The 17979-nt window shown below is 65.4% G+C and carries 15 protein-coding genes; 9 read left to right on the top strand and 6 right to left on the bottom strand.

The genetic code is table 11. The features are described from left to right. Nucleotides 1–50: 50 nt before the first annotated feature. Nucleotides 51–953 (top strand): DMT family transporter, encoded by a 903-nt coding sequence (locus IEC33019_RS13700; RefSeq protein ID WP_099593631.1) that lies wholly within the window; start codon nt 51–53, stop codon nt 951–953. A 152-nt stretch (nt 954–1105) separates the two neighbouring features. Here IEC33019_RS13700 and IEC33019_RS13695 read toward each other — a convergent pair whose 3' ends face one another. Both IEC33019_RS13695 and IEC33019_RS13690 read right to left on the bottom strand, forming a co-directional pair. Next, nucleotides 1106–2080: a 2-hydroxyacid dehydrogenase gene (locus IEC33019_RS13695; protein ID WP_070093306.1), complete on the bottom strand. Its 975-nt coding sequence runs from the start codon at nt 2078–2080 to the stop codon at nt 1106–1108. A 188-nt stretch (nt 2081–2268) separates the two neighbouring features. Continuing rightward, nucleotides 2269–3216, bottom strand: coding sequence for a LysR family transcriptional regulator (locus IEC33019_RS13690; RefSeq protein WP_070093305.1), 948 nt, complete (start codon nt 3214–3216; stop codon nt 2269–2271). Between the two features lie 180 nt (nt 3217–3396). On the opposite strand from IEC33019_RS13690, the gene IEC33019_RS13685 reads away from it, so the two are divergent. Genes IEC33019_RS13685 through IEC33019_RS13670 form a run of 4 tightly spaced genes read left to right on the top strand, consistent with a single transcriptional unit; the run spans nt 3397 to nt 8158 of the window. After that, complete coding sequence (locus IEC33019_RS13685) at nt 3397–4923, top strand: efflux transporter outer membrane subunit (RefSeq protein ID WP_070093304.1); 1527 nt, start codon at nt 3397–3399, stop codon at nt 4921–4923. Next, entirely contained in the window at nt 4920–7097 is a 2178-nt protein-coding gene (locus IEC33019_RS13680) for an FUSC family protein (protein WP_070093303.1), read from the top strand. Before IEC33019_RS13685 ends, IEC33019_RS13680 begins: the two co-directional genes overlap by 4 nt. Further along, nucleotides 7087–7287, top strand: a complete 201-nt coding sequence (locus tag IEC33019_RS13675) for a DUF1656 domain-containing protein (RefSeq protein WP_043207396.1) — start codon at nt 7087–7089, stop codon at nt 7285–7287. The genes IEC33019_RS13680 and IEC33019_RS13675 overlap by 11 nt, the downstream gene beginning before the upstream one ends. A 10-nt stretch (nt 7288–7297) precedes the next feature. Continuing rightward, a complete protein-coding gene (locus IEC33019_RS13670; protein WP_070093302.1) occupies nt 7298–8158 on the top strand; it encodes an efflux RND transporter periplasmic adaptor subunit in 861 nt (286 codons plus the stop codon). 80 nt (nt 8159–8238) lie between these two features. Here IEC33019_RS13670 and IEC33019_RS13665 read toward each other — a convergent pair whose 3' ends face one another. Then, a complete protein-coding gene (locus IEC33019_RS13665; protein WP_070093301.1) occupies nt 8239–8688 on the bottom strand; it encodes a universal stress protein in 450 nt (149 codons plus the stop codon). 169 nt (nt 8689–8857) lie between these two features. On the opposite strand from IEC33019_RS13665, the gene IEC33019_RS13660 reads away from it, so the two are divergent. From IEC33019_RS13660 to IEC33019_RS13645, 4 genes are all read left to right on the top strand, one after another. Beyond that, a complete protein-coding gene (locus IEC33019_RS13660; RefSeq protein WP_070093300.1) occupies nt 8858–9766 on the top strand; it encodes a LysR family transcriptional regulator in 909 nt (302 codons plus the stop codon). A 984-nt stretch (nt 9767–10750) separates the two neighbouring features. Beyond that, nucleotides 10751–12292: an MFS transporter gene (locus tag IEC33019_RS13655; RefSeq protein WP_070092288.1), complete on the top strand. Its 1542-nt coding sequence runs from the start codon at nt 10751–10753 to the stop codon at nt 12290–12292. Between the two features lie 28 nt (nt 12293–12320). Beyond that, nucleotides 12321–13382: an HlyD family secretion protein gene (locus IEC33019_RS13650; RefSeq protein WP_070092289.1), complete on the top strand. Its 1062-nt coding sequence runs from the start codon at nt 12321–12323 to the stop codon at nt 13380–13382. Continuing rightward, entirely contained in the window at nt 13379–14818 is a 1440-nt protein-coding gene (locus IEC33019_RS13645) for an efflux transporter outer membrane subunit (protein WP_070092290.1), read from the top strand. The genes IEC33019_RS13650 and IEC33019_RS13645 overlap by 4 nt, the downstream gene beginning before the upstream one ends. A 114-nt stretch (nt 14819–14932) precedes the next feature. Here IEC33019_RS13645 and IEC33019_RS13640 read toward each other — a convergent pair whose 3' ends face one another. The 3 genes from IEC33019_RS13640 to IEC33019_RS13630 form a co-directional block, all read right to left on the bottom strand. Then, nucleotides 14933–15757 (bottom strand): SDR family oxidoreductase, encoded by an 825-nt coding sequence (locus IEC33019_RS13640; protein ID WP_070092291.1) that lies wholly within the window; start codon nt 15755–15757, stop codon nt 14933–14935. A gap of 115 nt (nt 15758–15872) precedes the next feature. Next, the gene (locus IEC33019_RS13635) at nt 15873–16337 is read right to left on the bottom strand and encodes a multidrug transporter (protein WP_070092292.1); all 465 of its coding nucleotides are present in this window, start codon (nt 16335–16337) and stop codon (nt 15873–15875) included. Nucleotides 16338–16493: 156 nt separating this feature from the next. Beyond that, nucleotides 16494–17948 (bottom strand): mannose-1-phosphate guanylyltransferase/mannose-6-phosphate isomerase, encoded by a 1455-nt coding sequence (locus IEC33019_RS13630; RefSeq protein ID WP_070092293.1) that lies wholly within the window; start codon nt 17946–17948, stop codon nt 16494–16496. Nucleotides 17949–17979: the final 31 nt, after the last annotated feature.

Below are 17979 nucleotides of genomic sequence, written 5' to 3'. Positions count from 1 at the left end.
ATGGGGTGCAACGCAGCCCCAGATCTTGTGACCGCCACGGAAGCCATACCATGAACCTGTCGCTCTACCTGCTCACCGTCCTGATCTGGGGCACCACCTGGATCGCCCTGAAACTGCAGCTGGGCGTGGTCGCCATCCCTGTGTCGATCGTCTATCGCTTTGCTCTGGCGGGGCTGATCCTGTTCGCCATCCTCCTGCTCACCCGCCGCTTGCAACCGATGAACCGGCGCGCGCACATGGTGTGCCTGGCCCAAGGCTTTTGTCTGTTCTGCGTCAACTTCATGTGTTTCCTTACCGCCAGCCAGTGGATCGCCAGCGGGCTGATCGCCGTGGTGTTCTCCACTGCCACCTTATGGAATGCGCTCAACGCGCGGATCTTCTTCGGCCAGCGTATCGCCGCCAACGTGCTGGGCGGTGGCGCCTTGGGCCTGGTGGGGCTGGGCCTGTTGTTCTGGCCAGAGCTGTTCAGCCACACCGCCGGCCGCGAGACCTTGTACGGCCTGGGCTTGGCGCTGCTTGGCACGTTGTGCTTCTCGGCGGGCAACATGCTGTCCAGCGTGCAGCAGAAGGCAGGGCTCAAGCCCATGACCACCAACGCCTGGGGCATGATGTATGGCGCGACGATGCTAGCGCTGTACTGTCTGTTCAGCGGCATTCCCTTCGACATGGAGTGGAACACTCGCTACATCGGTTCGCTGTTGTACTTGGTGATTCCTGGTTCGGTCATCGGCTTTACCGCCTACCTGACCCTGGTCGGACGCATGGGGCCGGAACGGGCGGCGTATTGCACGGTGCTGTTCCCGCTGGTGGCGCTGAATGTGTCCGCGGTCGCCGAGGGCTATCAGTGGACGGCGCCCGCGCTGCTCGGGCTGGTGGCGGTGATGGCGGGTAACGTGCTGGTGTTTCGCAAGCCCAAGGCCAAGGTGATGGGGAGTGCGGTCAGCGTGAGGTAGGTGTTCATCGAGTGATGGGCATCATGCGGCCCTTTCACGACGTAACCCTTTGTGCTGCCCTTTCGCGGGTACCGCGCACAGGTGCTGCGCCGGCTTCAAGAACAACGGCGAGCCTGCGTGGGTTTACCCGCGAAGGCGTCCTGATAGGCGACTCAGCCCTTCCAGACCTGCGGGTTGACCAGATCCCGAGGCCGCTCGCCCAGCAGCGCCGCGCGCAGGTTGTCGATCGCCCGGTTGGCCATGGCCTCGCGGGTTTCGGCGGTGGCCGAGCCCACGTGTGGCAGGGTCAGGGCATTGGGCAGCGCGAACAGCGGTGAGTCAGCCAGCGGCTCTTTCTCGTACACGTCCAGCCCGGCGCCGCGAAGGGTGCCGTTTTGCAGCGCCTCGACCAGCGCCGCCTCGTCCACCACCGGCCCACGGGAAACGTTGACCAAAAAGGCGCTGGGCTTCATCAGCTTGAGCTCAGGGGCACCGATCAGCTTGCGCGTGGCGTCCGACAACGGCACCACCAAACACACGAAATCGGCCTCGGCCAGCAACTGCTCCAGGCTGCGGTATTGGGCGCCGAGCTCCTGTTCCAGTGCCGGCTTGCGGTTGTTGCCGCTGTACAGTACCTGCATGTTGAAGCCAAAGCGGCCGCGCCGGGCGATGGCGGCGCCGATGTTGCCCAGGCCGACGATGCCCAGTGTCTTGCCATGCACGTCACTGCCGAAATGGGCCGGGCCGACGGTGGCCTGCCATTGGCCGGCCTTGGTCCAGGCATCGAGTTCGGCGACCCGGCGGGCACAGCCCATGACCAAGGCGAAGGCCAGGTCGGCGGTGCTTTCGGTCAGCACGTCGGGGGTGTTGGTCAGGGCGATTCCGCGCTCGTTGAAGTAGTCCAGGTCATAGTTGTCGTAACCGACCGAGACACTGGACACCACCTCCAGCTTGCCCGCGCCTTCGAGCTGCGCCCGGCCGAGCTTGCGGCCGACGCCGATCAGGCCGTGGGCCTGAGGCAGGGCTTCGTTGAACTGGGCGGCGATGTCACCGAGCTTGGGGTTGGGCACGATCACGTTGAAGTCTTGCTGCAGGCGTTCGGCCATGGCCGGGGTGATGCGGCTGAAGGCCAGGACGGTCTTTTTCATCGGGCTTCTCTGCAAGGCAGGATTTAGTGAGGTCCTGTGGGAGCGGGTTTACCCGCGAATGCGGCAGTGAATTGGCCGACGTATTCGCGGGTAAACCCGCTCCCACAAGGACTGTGGTGAACGCTGTGGATCACAGAACCAATGGATAGCAACCTACCATTGTCCCTAGCCCCGATGCAGCAGCTTTTTCAGTTGGCGATCAGCAACTCGTGGGTCTTGAGGTCTGCTTCATGCGCCGCGAGGATCTCCGGCAGCGAATTGCGCAGGTACTCCACCCAGGTCTTGATCTTCGCATCCAGGTACTGACGCGAAGGGTAGATCGCATAGAGGTTCAGCTCCTGCAGCCGGTAGTCGGGCATGATCCGCACGATGCTGCCGTCGCGCAGGCCGTCGATGGCCGAGTAGATTGGCAGCACGCCCACGCCCATGCCGCTGCGGATCGCGGTTTTCATGGCGTCGGCCGAGTTCACCTGGAACGGCGAGGTGGTGATGTTGACCATCTCCTGGCCTTCCGGGCCGTCGAACAGCCACTTCTCCAGCGGGATCACCGGGCTGACCATGCGCAGGCAGGAATGCTTGAGCAGGTCGGCCGGCTTGTGCGCGGTGCCGTGCTTGGCCACGTACTCGGGCGAGGCGCAGACGATGCTGTAGGTGATGCCCAGGCGCTGGGAGACGAAGCCGGAGTCCGGCAGCTCGCTGGCCAGCACGATGGAGACGTCATAACCCTCTTCGAGCAGGTCTGGCACGCGGTTGGCCATGGTCAGGTCGAAGGTCACGTCCGGGTGCGATTCGCGGTAGCGGCTGATGGCATCGACCACGAAATGCTGGCCGACACCGGTCATCGAATGCACTTTCAACTGCCCGGCCGGGCGGGCGTGGGCATCGCTGGCCTCGGCCTCGGCTTCTTCGACGAAGGTCAGAATCTGCTCGCAGCGCATCAGGTAACGCTTGCCAGCCTCGGTCAGGGCGATACGCCGGGTGGTGCGATTGAGCAGCCGAGTTTGCAGATGGGCTTCCAGGTTGGAGACCGCCCGCGAGACGTTCGCGGTGGTCGTATCCAGTTGCGCCGCGGCGGCAGTGAAGCTGCCGAGCTGGGCCACGCAACTGAAAGCACGCATGTTTTGCAGGGTGTCCATGGGTCACTCTCAAGGTAGAGGACAAAATTGTGACATGAAGTAACCAAAACGGTCTTCAGACTAAAGCCGGATTATCGCTGTTTTGGTAACAAAGATTCGCAGGAATATACGCTTATCGCCAGTGCGACCGCCCCCTAGAATTGCCCGGCCTCTTCACCTCATCCTCGGGAAATCGCAGCTGTGCCGCGTCGCATCATCAGAGCGCTGAATGCGCTCAGTGCCTGTGCCCTTAGCCTCACCTTGAGCGGCTGTATCGGAACCTGGGGCATTGCCCCGCAAAGCAAGACGCTGCAAGCCAATACCCTGACCACCGACGACGCGATTCGCGAAGCTGCCACCGACGCCCATTGGCCGGCGCAGCAGTGGTGGCGTGCCTATGGCGACCCGCAGCTCGATCGCTGGGTCGAGCAGGCCCAGAGCGGCAGCCCGACCTTGGCCATGGCCGCGGCGCGGGTGCGCCAGGCCAAGTCCATGGCGGGTGTGATCGAGTCGGCGGAAAAGCTCCAGGTCAACGGTCAGGCCACTCTCAAGCGCCATAACTGGCCGGAGGATCAGTTCTACGGCCCTGGCGCGCTGTCCGGTGCCAATACCTGGGACAACAACGCCGCCATCGGTTTCAGCTACGCCTTGGACCTTTGGGGCCGTGAGCGCAATGCCAGCGAGCAGGCCGTGGACCAGGCGCACATGAGCGTCGCCGAAGCCCGCCAAGCCCAGCTGGAGCTGCAGAACAACGTGGTGCGCACCTATATCCAGCTGAGCCTGCATTTTGCCCAGCGCGATATCGTCAAGGCCGAGTTGGAGCAGCAAGAGCAGATCCTCGCCCTGGCCAAGCGCCGCCTCGACAGCGGCCTTGGCACGCACTTCGAAGTCAGCCAGGCCGAGGCCCCGCTGCCGGAGACCCACCGTCAGCTCGACAGCCTCAACGAAGAAATCGCCCTGACTCGCAACCAGTTGGCGGCCTTGGCTGGCAAGGGGCCGGGGGAGGGCGCGCAGATCCAGCGCCCCACCCTGACCCTCGGTGCGCCGCTCAAGCTGCCATCGAACCTGCCGGCCGAGCTGGTCGGCCAGCGTCCCGATGTGGTCGCCAGCCGCTGGCAGGTGGCGGCCCAGGCCCGGGGCATCGATGTGGCCCATGCGGGATTCTTCCCCAACGTCGACCTGGTCGGCAGCCTGGGCTTCATGGCCACCGGTGGTGGCCCGCTGGAGTTTCTGACCGGGCGCAAGTTCAACTACAACGTAGGCCCGGCCATCAGCCTGCCGATCTTCGACGGTGGGCGCCTGCGCTCGCAGTTGGGCGTGGCCTCCGCCGGCTACGACATGGCCGTCGCGCGCTACAACCAGACCGTGGTGGGCGCGCTGAAGAACATCTCCGACCAGTTGATCCGCCGCGAGTCGATGAACGAGCAGGCGCACTTCGCTGCCCAGAGCGTGGCCGCCGCCCAGAAGACCTACGACATCGCCATGGTCGCTTTCCAGCGCGGGCTGACCGATTACCTGAACGTGCTCAACGCCCAGACCTTGTTGTTCCGTCAGCAGCAGATCCAGCAGCAGGTCCAGGCCGCACGCCTGAGCGCCCATGCCGAGCTGGTCACCGCCCTTGGCGGTGGGTTGCAGGCCGGTGAGGACGTACCCGACGAGCAACGCCAGGCCGCGCCGAAGACACCTGCGACGCTGGCCATCTTCGACACCCCGAGCCACGCCGAATGAGCACATCGAGCCTGCCCCTGCGTTGGCTGCAAAGCCTGGAATGGCGCCGGGGCTTCTTTGCCTGGGCGCGGACTGACGGGGTGACCTGGGTCTACATCTTCAAGGTCCTGGCTGCAGCGTTCATCACTTTGTGGCTGGCCATGCGCCTGGAGTTGCCGCAACCGCGCACGGCGATGATCACGGTGTTCATCGTCATGCAACCACAGAGCGGGCATGTGTTCGCCAAGAGCTTCTACCGGGTGCTCGGCACCTTGGCGGGCTCGGCGATGATGGTCGCGTTGGTCGCCGTCTTTCCGCAGAACACCGAGCTGTTCCTGCCCAGCCTGGCCCTGTGGGTCGGCCTGTGCTCGGCCGGCGCTATGCGCTACCGCACCTTCCAGGCCTATGGCTTCGTGCTGGCTGGCTACACCGCGGCGATGATCGGTCTGCCGGTGCTGCAACACCCCGACCAGGCCTTCATGGCAGCGGTGTGGCGCGTGCTGGAGATCTCCCTGGGGATCCTGGTCTCGACCCTGGTCAGCGCGGCGATCCTGCCCCAGTCGGCCAGCGCTGCCATGCGCAACGCCCTGTACCAGCGCTTTGGGGTGTTCGCCGGGGTGGTGGTCGAGGCCCTGCGTGGCGACAGCCAGCCGGACCGCTATGAAAGCAGCAACGTGCGCTTCATCGCCGAGGCCGTGGGCCTGGAGAGCCTGCGCAACGTCACGGCCTTCGAAGACCCGCACATGCGCAGGCGCTCGGGCCGGTTGGTGCGCATGAACAGCGAGTTCATGGCCATCACCACCCGCTTCAATGCCCTGCACAGCCTGCTGGAGCGCCTGCGCGCCCGCGGTCCGCTGCAGATCGTCGGGGCCATCGAACCGGGCCTGGCGACCCTTGCCGAGCTGCTCGATCCCTATGTGGGCCGCGCGCTGACCGACGCCGATGCGCTACGCCTGACCCTGGAGCTGGCGGCCTACAAGGAAGGCCTGCAAGCCCAGGTGCGTGGCCTGCGCGCCGACTACCTCAAGACCGACCCCAGCGAATCGGACCTGCTCGACTTCCACACGGCCTTCGAGCTGCTGTACCGCTTCGTCGACGAGATGTACAGCTACGCCCAGACCCACGCCTCGCTCGCTGCCCACAAGCACGAGCGCGAACAGTGGGACGAGCCCTACGTGGCCCAGACCAGCTGGCTGGTGTCGCTGGCCGCTGGCGTGCGTGCTTCGGCGGTGCTGTTGCTGCTGGGCAGCTACTGGCTGCTGAGCGACTGGCCAAGCGGCGCCATGATGACCCTGATCGCCACGGTCACCGTGGGTTTGTCGGCGGCCTCGCCGAACCCCAAGCGCATGTCCTTCCAGATGGCGTGCGGCACGATGATCGGGGCCTTCGTCGGCTTCTTCGAGACCTTCTTCGTCTTCCCCTGGATCGACGGCTTCCCGCTGCTGTGCATGGTGTTGGCGCCGGTGTTCGTGCTGGGCGCGTTTCTTTCCTCGCGCCCGGCCTATGCCGGCTACGGCATCGGCCTGCTGGTGTTCTTCGCCATCGGTTCGGTGCCGAACAACCTGACCGTGTACGACCCCTACGTGTTCATCAACGATTACATTGGCATGGTCATCGGCATGCTGGTCTGCGCCGCCGCCGGGGCCATCATCCTGCCGCCGAACAGCCGCTGGCTGTGGAGCCGTCTGGAGCAGGACCTGCGCGAGCAAGTGCTGTTCGCCATCACCGGTCGCCTACGGGGGCTGGGTTCGGCCTTCGAGAGCCGCACCCGCGACCTGCTGCACCAAGCCTACGGCCTGGCTGCCGGCAGGCCGCAGGTGCAGAGCGAGCTGATGCGTTGGATGTTCACGGTGTTGGAAATCGGTCACGCGATCATCGAGCTGCGTAAAGAACAGGTGCGCGCGCCAATCCACCCGGCCTATGCCGAAAGCCAGCCCTGGCGCCAGGCCATCCGGGTGATGGGCCGGGCCTTGGCGAGGTTGTTCCTGCAGCCCAATGCCAGCAACCACGAACGCGCGCTGGTGGCGGTTGACCACGCCATCAGCCGCGTGCAGGCCACTGACGAACCTTTCGCCCGGCACTTCGACACCTCGGTGTTGCGCCGGGTGCAGAGCTACCTGCATTTCATCCGCACCTCCCTGCTCGACCCCAAGTCGCCCCTGGCTCCGGCCAAAGGATTGCACCATGCCTCGTGAAATCGCCTTCCATGGCGTGTACATGCCCACCATGACCTTGATGTTCCTGTTCGCCGCCGGCCTGGCCTGGGGCCTGGACCGCTTCATCGCAAGCCATGACGGTTACCGCTTCTTCTGGCACCCGGCGCTGCTGCGCCTGTGCTTGTTCATCTGCCTCTTCGGCGCCATGGCGCTGTCTGTCTACTGGTGAGAATCCTTCGATGAAAAAGTTCTTCAGCCTGATCGCTACCTTGCTGGTGCTGGCGGGTGCCGTGGTGATCGGTCGCCAGTTGTGGCTGCACTACATGACCACCCCCTGGACCCGCGATGGCCGGGTGCGCGCCGACATCATCAACGTCGCCGCCGATGTACCGGGCTATGTGGTGGATGTGCCGGTCAAGGACAACCAGCGGGTGAAGAAGGGCGACCTGCTGATCCAGATCGACCCCGAGCATTACCAACTGGCGGTGGACCAGGCCAGGGCCCTGGTCGCCTCGCGCAAGGCCACCTGGGAGATGCGCAAGGTCAATGCCAAGCGCCGCGCCGACCTGGACAACCTGGTGATCTCCAAGGAAAACCGTGACGACGCCAGCAATATCGCAAGCTCTGCGCTGGCCGACTATCAGCAGGCTCAGGCCCAGCTGGCGGCCGCCGAGCTCAACCTCAAGCGCACGCGGATCATCGCCACGGTCGATGGCTATGTGACCAACCTGAACATCCACAAGGGCGACTACGCCCGCACCGGCGAAGCGGTGATGGCGGTGGTGGATGAAAATTCGTTCTGGGTGTATGGCTTCTTCGAGGAGACCAAGCTGCCCCACGTGAAGGTGGGCGACCAGGCCGAGCTGCAGATGATGAGCGGCGAGCGCATCAAGGGGCATGTGGAGAGCATCGCCCGCGGTATCTACGACCGCGACAACCCGCAGAGCCGCGAGCTGATCGCCGATGTGAACCCGACGTTCAACTGGGTGCGCCTGGCCCAGCGGGTGCCGGTGCGCATTCACATCGATGAAGTGCCGGAAGGCTTTTTGCTGGCGGCGGGGACGACCTGCACGGTGGTGGTCAAGCCGAGCGAGGGCTGATCCGAGTTCGGCATTGAGGCTCCTGACGCATTCGCGGGTTCACCCGCGAATGCGTCTGTAGCAGCCCCGAGCCAGTGGGCTTATCCCGCCGCCCCCACCAACACCGGAATCTGCACCCGATCGATCACCTTGGCGCTGATCGACGGATCCAGCAGTCGCCCCAGCCGCGACAGGTGGCGGTGGCCCATGATGATCAGTTCGCAGTCCAGCGCCTGAGCCTTGCCGACGATGGCCTCGACCGGTTCGGCGGCGACCATGCAGCCGTGGCTGCCGAAGCCGGCGTCGCGCAATGCACTCACGGCCCTGGCCACGGCCTGGTCGGCCAGGTGCTGTTCTTCGCAGGCGGCCGGGTACTCCTGCTGCTCCTGTTTGGTGTAGGTCGTCGGGTGGTCGTGCACGGCGAAGGTCGAGTCGATGGCCAGCAGCACGTGCAACTCGTGCTCGTCGGGCCTGCAATAGCGCTGGGCGAGGTCGAGCAGGGCGCTGGCGGCGGAGGAGGCGTCGATGGCGATCAGGACCGGGCGGGGCATGAGTATTCCTTCGGTTCGGTGGCGGCTTTTCGCGGATAGCTGTTCGCACCATTTTCGATCGTTCCCCCGACCTGGATAAATGGCCCGCCACGCACGGCGACATTGCGCCAGACGCAATCATCCGGCCTGATAAGATGTCATTTCCCACAGCTGTCACGGAAAACGGCCCATGCAATTGCCCGATATGAACCTGCTCGTCGCCCTCGATGCCCTGCTCGATGAGGGCAGTGTGGTCGGCGCGGCGCAGCGCATGAACCTGAGTCCGGCGGCCATGAGCCGCACCTTGGGGCGGATCCGCGATGCGTTGGGCGACCCGATCCTGGTGCGCGCAGGCCGGGGTTTGGTGCCCACCCCTCGGGCATTGGCCCTGCGCGAACAGGTGTCGGCCCTGGTGGAGCAGGCCGGGCAAGTGTTTCGCAGTGGCGACAATGTGGACCTGCCGAGCCTGGAGCGGGCTTTCAACATCCGCACCAACGACCTGTTCATTGCCCTGTATGGGGCCCAGCTGTTGCGCATGATGCACGAGCAAGCGCCACGCACGGTGCTCAGGTTCGTGCCGGAGAGCCCGGGTGGCGACGACGACAGCGTGCTGCGCGACGGGCGCACTGACTTGATCATCAGCTCGACCGTGGAGTTCGGGCCGGAGATCAAGGTGCAGAGCCTGTTTCACACCGAGTACATCGGCCTGGCGCGCCGTGACCATCCGATCTTCGACGCCGAGATCACCCCGGAGTGTTTTGCCGCCTACCCGCAGATCAGTGTGTCGCGACGCGGCCGGGCCAACGGGCCGATCGATGTGGAACTGGCCAACTTCAAGGCTCAGCGGCGTGTGGCGCTGATCACCCCGAGTTTTCATTCAGCGATGTTCTCGCTGCCTGATTCGGATCTGATCCTGCCGATGCCAGCCAACATCCTCAACAGCGTGAACAAACTGGGCCTGCCGCTGCGCTCGTTCCGGATCCCATTGCCGCTGGAACAGGTGACCGTCATGCAGGCCTGGCACCCGCGCTTTCAGAACGATCCGGCGCATCGTTGGCTGCGCCAGACGCTCAAGGCCTGTTGCAGCGTCGACCCGTGACGGGGCCTCTCGCGGAGAAACCGAAGCACCGAACCCGCGAACACGGGCGCAGCCCGTGCCATTCACTGCGTTGGCTGATTCGCGGGTAAACCCGCTCCCACAAAAGCGCGTTATGCGTAGCCGGGTGTGCACGCAGCCCCCCTGTGGGAGCGGGTTCACCCGCGAACACGGGCGCAGCCCGTGCCATTCACTGCGTTGGCTGATTCGCGGGTAAACCCGCTCCCACAAAAACGCGTTATGCGTAGCCGGGTGTGCCACGCAGCTCCCCTGTGGGAGCGGGTTCACCCGCGAACACGGGCGAAGCCCGTGCCATACACCGCATTGGCTGATTCGCGGGTAAACCCGCTCCCACAAAAGCGCGTTATGCGTAGCCGGGTGTGCACGCAGCCCCCCCTGTGGGAGCGGGTTCACCCGCGAACACGGGCGCAGCCCGTGCCATTCACTGCGTTGGCTGATTCGCGGGTAAACCCGCTCCCACAAAAACGCGTTATGCGTAGCCGGGTGTGCACGCAGCCCCCCTGTGGGAGCGGGTTCACCCGCGAACACGGGCGAAGCCCGTGCCATTCACTGCGTTGGCTGATTCGCGGGTAAACCCGCTCCCACAAAAACGCGTTATGCGTAGCCGGGTGTGCACGCAGCCCCCCTGTGGGAGCGGGTTCACCCGCGAACACGGGCGCAGCCCGTGCCATTCACTGCGTTGGCTGATTCGCGGGTAAACCCGCTCCCACAAAAACGCGTTATGCGTACCGAGTGCCACGCAGCCCCCCTGTGGGAGCGGGTTCACCCGCGAACACGGGCGAAGCCCGTGCCATTCAACGCGTTGGCTGATTCGCGAGTAAACCCATAGGGGGCTGCGGTGACAGGTGGGCGCGGGGATGGATTGCGCCAGACGCAACATAAAACTGCCAATAAGTCAGTTTTCGTCAGCATTCGACCTTTTTAGACTTTCCTCCTGCCTCAAATTGTTGCTGGAGATGTCTGTCCATGAGTTCCCTGTCCACGCCCCTCGCAGTGCCCGCCGCTGCGCCTGCACCGGCCGCACCGGTCCAGACGGCGTTTGGCCTGCGGGTGGTGGTCGGGCTGTTCGGCGTGCTGCTGGCGGTGCTCTGCGCGGGTCTGAACGAGGCAGTGACGAAGATTTCCCTGGCCGATATCCGCGGCGCCATGGGCATCGGCGCCGACGAGGGCGCCTGGCTGCTGGCGGTGTATTCGGCCGCGTCGGTCTCGGCGATGGCCTTCGCGCCCTGGATGGCCGGCACCTTCTCCCTGCGCCGCTTCACGATCTATGCCATCGGGCTGTTCGCCGTGTTGGGCCTGGTCCAGCCCTTCGCTCCCAACCTGCACAGCCTGATGCTGCTGCGCATCGTCCAGGGCCTTGCCTCGGGGGCCTTGCCGCCGATGCTGATGACCGTAGCGCTGCGTTTTCTGCCTCCGGGCATCAAGATCTATGGCCTGGCCTGCTATGCCCTGACCGCCACGTTCGGTCCCAACCTCGGCACACCTCTGGCGGGCCTGTGGACGGAGTATGTCGGCTGGCAGTGGGCGTTCTGGCAGATCATCCTGCCCTCGGGCCTGGCCATGTTCTGCGTGGGCTGGGGCCTGCCCCAGGACCCACTGCGCCTGGAACGCTTCAAGCAGTTCGACTGGCGTGGGATGGTGCTCGGCCTGCCGGCTATCAGTTGCATCGTTCTGGGCCTGTCCCTGGGCGATCGCTGGGGCTGGTTCGACTCACCGCTGATCTGCTGGCTGCTCGGCGCTGGCGTGCTGCTGCTGGTGCTGTTCATGTACAACGAATGGTCCGAGCCATTGCCGTTCTTCCAGTTGCGCTTGCTGTCGCGGCGCAACCTGAGTTTTGCCTTGGTGACCCTGGCGGGCGTGCTGATCGTGCTGTCGGGTGTGGGCAGCATCCCGTCGGCCTATCTCGCGCAGATCCAGGGCTATCGCCCGGCGCAGACAAGCCCGTTGATGATGCTGGTGGCCATGCCGCAATTGATCGCCCTGCCGCTCACGGCGGCGCTGTGCAACATCCGCGCGGTGGACTGCCGCTGGGTGCTGGCGCTGGGCCTGGGGATGCTGGCGGCCTCGTGCGTAGGTAGCAGCCTGCTGACCTCGCAGTGGATCCGCGGCGACTTCTACCCCTTCTACTTGCTGCAGGTGTTCGGCCAGCCGATGTCGGTACTGCCGTTGCTGATGCTCTCGACCAACGGTATGACGCCCCAGGAAGGCCCCTTTGCATCGAGCTGGTTCAACACCGTCAAGGGCCTGTCCTCGGTGATCGCCACCGGCCTGCTGGACGCTCTGGGCACCGTGCGCCGGCATTTTCATTCCAACCACCTGGTGGACAGCCTGGGCAACGCGCCCCTGGTCGATGACCAGGCCGCAGGCCTGGCCCGGCGCCTCCACGAGCAAGCCCAAGTGCTGACGTCCGCCGACCTGTATTGGGTCATGGCCGGCGTCGCCGTGGCCCTGATTTGCCTGATTCCTTTCGTGCCTACCCGGATCTACCCACCGCGCGCGGTGGCATGACGTCCTGGATGAATTCGAGACTGTAGAAATGACCAACAACCGCAAGACCCTCGTGATCGGCTCGGTGCTCGGCCTGGCCGTGCTCGCTGCGCTGGTGACCCCCTGGATGCTGGGCAGCGACCACCAGCAAAGCACCAACGATGCCTATGTGACCGCCGACTACACTGTGGTCGCGCCCAAGGTTCCTGGCTTCATCAAGGAGGTGCTGGTCGAGGACAACCAGCAGGTGAGCGCCGGCCAGTTGCTGGCGACCATCGATGACCGCGACTACCGCGCAGCCCTCGACGCCGCCCAGGCGCAATTGCTGGTGGCCAAGGCGCAAAGCGCCGATGCGCGCGCCACGTTGGAGCGCCAGGCATCGTTGATCGCCCAGGCCGAAGCGGCCGTGCGGGCAGCCCAGGCCGAAATGGCCTTCGCTGATCACGAGGTGACCCGTTACAGCCGCCTGGCCGAGCAAGGCGCCGGCACCGTGCAGAACGCCCAGCAGGCGCGCAGCCGTGTCGACCAGGCCCGGGCACGACTGGCCAATGCCCAGGCGGCGTTGGTCGCCACGCGCAAGCAGGTGGACATTCTCACCGCCCAGGTGGCCAGCGCCGAGGGCCAGCTCAAGCGCGCCGAGGCGGGCGTTGAAAAAGCCCAGCTCGATCTCTCCTACACCCGCATCACCGCGCCGGTGGACGGCATGGTCGGCGAGCGCGCCCTGCGCATTGGCGCCTACGTCAATCCGGGGGCGCGTCTGCTGTCGGTGGTGCCGCTGCAGCAGGCCTACGTGGTGGGCAACTTTCAGGAAACCCAGCTCACTCATGTACAACCGGGGCAGTCGGTGAGCATCAGCGTCGACACCTTCTCCGGCGAGACACTGCACGGCCATGTGCAGAGCATCGCCCCGGCCACCGGGGTTACCTTCGCCGCGGTCAAACCGGACAACGCCACCGGCAACTTCACCAAGGTCGTGCAACGGATTCCGGTGAAGATCGTCTTCGACGATGGCCAGCCGCTGCTCGAGCGCTTGCGTGTGGGCATGTCGGTGGTGGCGACCATCGACACCCACGGTGACCCCCTCGACGGCAAAGAGGTGAGCGCGCGATGAAACCGGCAACACGCATAAGCCCTCTGCTGTTGGCCGTGCTGCTCGCCGGCTGCACCCTTGGGCCGGACTTCCAGCGCCCGGACAGCCAGGCACCTCAGGCCTGGAGCCAGGTGCAAGGCGAGGCGGCGGCGAGTCAGCCGACCGCAGAGCCGTTGGAACTGCGTTGGTGGGACAGCTTTCACGATGCACGCCTGAGCGCGCTGATCCAGCGCGTTGCCGAACGTAACCTGGACCTGCAGATGGCCAGCGCGCGCCTGCTGCAAAGCCGCGCCCTGCGCAGCACCGTGGCGGCCGACGAGGTGCCCTCGGTGGACGTGAATGCCGGCTACAGTCGCGCCCGCAATAGCGCCGAGGGCCTGAGCGACCCATCCGGCAAGGCGGGCAAATCCGCCTTCAACCTGTGGCAGGGCGACCTGGTGGCAGGGTGGGAACTGGACCTCTGGGGGCGGGTGCGTCGTCAGGTCGAGGCGGCCGATGCCTCGGTGGCGGTGGCCGAGAACGACCGACGCGGTGTGCTTCTGGCGCTGTTGTCCGAGACGGCCGGTGACTACATCCAGTTGCGCGCCGTGCAACACACCCTGGAGGTCACCCAGGACAACCTCAAGGTCGCCCGGCATAGCCTCAAGCTCTCTGAGGATCGCCAGGCCGAGGGCGTCGCCACGCGCTTGGACGTGGCCCAGGCCAGCGCCCAGGTGGCGTCGATCGAGGCACGTCTGCCCACGCTGGAGGCACGGCGCGACGATCTGATCAATGCCCTGAGCCTGCTCGTCGCTGAACCGCCGCGCAGCCTGCAAAGCGAGTTGCTGGCGCCCGGCGAGTTGCCGACGCCGCAGCAGCGCTTTGCCATCGGCCTGCCGTCGGAACTCGCCGAACGCCGCCCCGACATCCGCCAGGCCGAGGCGCGACTGCATGCGGCCACCGCCAGCATCGGCGTGGCCAAGGCCGACTTCTACCCGAGTATTCGGCTGTCTGGCAGTGTCGGTTTCCAGGCCATGCAGCTGTCAGATTTCGGTGCGTGGGACGCCCGGCGCTTCGCCTTCGGCCCGCAATTGTCATTGCCGATCTTCGAGGGCGGGCGCTTGAAGGGCACGCTCGAACTGCGCGAGGCGCAACAGCAGGAGGCGGCGCTCAACTACCGCAAGGTGGTGCTGGGCGCGTGGCATGAGATCGACGATGTGCTGCGTCTGTACAACGCCAGCCAACTGCGCCGGGATCATCTGGCCGAGGCGGTGAAGCAGAACCGCGTCGCGCTGGAGACCGCCCAGCGCCAGTACGTGGAAGGGGCAGTGGACTTTCTCAATGTGCTGACCGTGCAGAGTGCGCTGCTGGCCAGCGAGGAGCAGTGGATCGACAGTTCGGCTGCCGTCTCCCAGGCATTGGTGGGGCTGTACAAGGCGTTGGGCGGCGGCTGGCAGGCGTTCGACGAGAAGGTGTAAGGGGCCGCTATGCGGCCCATCGCAGGCTTCGCCGGCCCCCACAGGTAGTGCATGGCTTGCAAGGGCCGCGCGGAACCTGTGTGCGGGTTTACCCGCGAAAGGCGCTGCGCCGTATCACAGTGGACGCAGCAAGCCGAACCGCTTGCGCAGCACCTTGTCCAGCAACCGTCGTGGCAGCAGCCGGGCCAGCAACGGCAACGCGGTGCTGCCGTTGCCCAGGCGCACCACGGCGGGCGTCGGGCTCTTGCCGGTGGCGGCGAGCACCCCTTGGGCGAACACCGCAGCCGGTGTCGGCTTGTCTTGCGAAGCACGGGCCCGAGCCTGGATGTAGTCGCGCAGTGGCCACCACGGTGAATCCGCCGCGAGCACGTCTTCGGCCTGGCGCTGGGCATTGTCGGCGAATTGCGAGGCGATCGCCCCGGGCTGCACTTCCATCACGCGAATGCCGAACGGCGCGAGCTCCAGGCGCAGGGCGTCGCTCAGGGCATTCACGGCCGCCTTGGAGGCGCAGTAGGCACCGGCGAACGGTGTGACCAGCACACCGGAGACGCTGCCGATGTTCACCACCAGGCCTCGGTTGCGACGCAGCAACGGGAACAGCGCGCGGGTGACCCCGACCACGGCGAAGACATTGGTCTCGAACTGTTGACGCATGGCCTCGACGCCACCGTCGAGCAGCGGGCCCATGGCGCCGTAGCCTGCGTTGTTGATCAGGATGTCCAGGCCGCCATGGCGGTCTTGCAGCTCATCGGCCAGGCGGCTGAGGTCTGCGGGGTGGGTGACGTCCAGTTGCCGGGCGGTAAAGCCTGCGGCGACCAGTCGTTCGACATCCTCAGGCTTGCGGGCGGTGGCCCAGACTTCGTGGCCGGCATCGCGGAAGGCGTCGGCCAGGGCGCGGCCGATGCCGCTGGAACAACCGGTGATCAGAACGGTGGGCATGGTTCAGGCCTGTTAGCAGATGGAGTTTGTAGGCATCTGTGCCGGCCCATTCGCGGGATCACCTTCGCCCTTGTGGGAGCGGGTTACCCGCGAAGGGGCCGGCACAGGCAACACATTAGTTGGCGAATGTACCTTGTAGATGCTCGGCACGAAATTCCAGGGTCTGTGGGCGATACCCGCTGCGCAGCGGCGGCAGGGGTAGGCAGTCGGTCCATTCGGCGCCAGGTTGCAGCTCGCCCGGGCCGCGGTAGCGAGGGGCGTTGTAGGTGTTCTCGGCCAGGTTGACGGTGTCACCGGGCGCATAGGCGGCGACGCGCCAGCGCAGTTCGGTCAGGGGGACGTCGTTGCCGTTCTTCATGTGCACCTGCAGGGTGCGGTCGGCGGGGCATTGGTCGGGGGCATAGCGCAGGCGAAGGTCCAGGCGCGCCAGTTGCGAGGCTTCGCGGCTGTCCTGCCAGACCACGCCGAGCGCCACCAATCCCAGGCCGAACACGGCCGCCAGGGAGATCGGCAAGGCCTTGGCCGGGTAGCGCAGCAACAGAGTGAGCCAGGTGAGGATGAGCAGGGCGCCGATAAGCATGGAAGCGGACCTTGGTTGCAGCAGTCAGGTCATCCTAGCTTTAAATCGCGGTGGCCTCAAAAAGGGCGCGGCACAAGGCCGCGCCTACCGCTATTGCGCACTCGCTGTAGGAGCGGCCTTGTGCCGCGAAAGGGCCGCAGCGCGGCCCCAGTGTCATTACTGCGCGATGGTCTTGATCGAGATGCCGCGCTCCACCGGCGTCGAGGTCCGGCCGTACACGTCCTCGAACCGCTCGATGTCATCCTCGCCCAGGTAACTGCCGGACTGCACTTCGATGATCTCCAGCGGGATCTTGCCCGGGTTGCGCAGGCGGTGGATCGAGGCGATGGGGATGTAGGTCGACTGGTTCTCGGTGAGCAGGAACACGTTCTCGTCGCAGGTCACTTCGGCCGTGCCGGACACCACGATCCAGTGCTCGGCGCGGTGGTGGTGCATCTGCAGCGACAGGCTCGCCCCCGGTTTGACGGTGATGTGCTTGACCTGGAAACGCCCGCCCATGTCCACCGAGTCGTACGAGCCCCACGGACGGTACACCTCCAGGTGGTTCTGGGTCTCGCTGCGGCCTTGCTGGTCGAGGGTGTTGACCAGTTGCTTGACGCCTTGGACCTTGTCCTTGTGGGCGATCATCATGGCGTCCTTGGTCTCGACCACCACGATGTTCTCCAGGCCGATCACCGACACCAGCTTGCCGTTGCCGTGGATCATGCAGTTATGGCTATCCTGCACCACCACGTCGCCCTTGGTGACGTTGCCGTTGTCGTCTTTCTCGTGCACATCCCACAGCGACGACCAGCAGCCCACGTCGCTCCAGCCCGCCGACAGCGGCACCACGCAGGCGCGCTGGGTCTTCTCCATCACCGCGTAGTCGATGGAGTTGTCCGGGCAGCAGGCGAAGGTCGCGGCGTCGATGCTCAGCACGTCGTTTTCTTCGTCGCTGCGTTCCAGGGCCAGCAGACAGGTGTCATAGATGTCCGGGTCGTGCTTTTTCAGCTCTTCGAGGAAGCGGCTGGCGCGGAACAGGAACATGCCGCTGTTCCAGAAGTAACCGCCAGCGCGGACGAACTCGTTGGCGCGTTTCTCATCGGGCTTCTCGACGAACTGCGCGACGCGCGCCACGCCCTCAGGCAGCAAGGCGTCCTGGCTGGAGCGGATGTAACCGTATCCGGTCTCAGGCTTGGTCGCCGGCACGCCGAACAGCACCATCTCGCCGCGCTCGGCGGCCACGGTGGCCAGGGCCAGGGCGCGTTGCAGCGCCTTCTGGTCCTCGATCACGTGGTCGGCCGGCAGCACCAGCATCAGCTCGTCGCGGCCTTCGTTGACCAGCTTCATCGCGGTCATGGCCACCGCGGGCGCGGTATTGCGCCCGAAGGGCTCCATGAGGATGCCCTGGGTCTGCAGGTTGAGCCCGGCCAACTGCTCCTGGACGATGAATTTGTGGTCCTTGTTGCAGACCACGATGGGGCTGTCCATGCCCTCGAACACCAGGCGTTCGAGGGTCTGCTGGAACAGGGTGTGCTCGCCGGTCAGGGCCAGGAACTGCTTGGGGAACTGCTTGCGCGACAAAGGCCACAGACGCGAACCGCTACCACCAGAAAGAATTACCGGAATCATGATGTTTCTCCAAAAGGTCGATAGGGCTTGG

This window comes from Pseudomonas putida (assembly GCF_002741075.1).
Classification (GTDB): Bacteria; Pseudomonadota; Gammaproteobacteria; order Pseudomonadales; family Pseudomonadaceae; genus Aquipseudomonas; species Aquipseudomonas putida_T.
The sequence above is the reverse complement of the archived record's forward strand: the minus strand, read 5'-3'. Positions and strand labels throughout refer to the sequence as shown.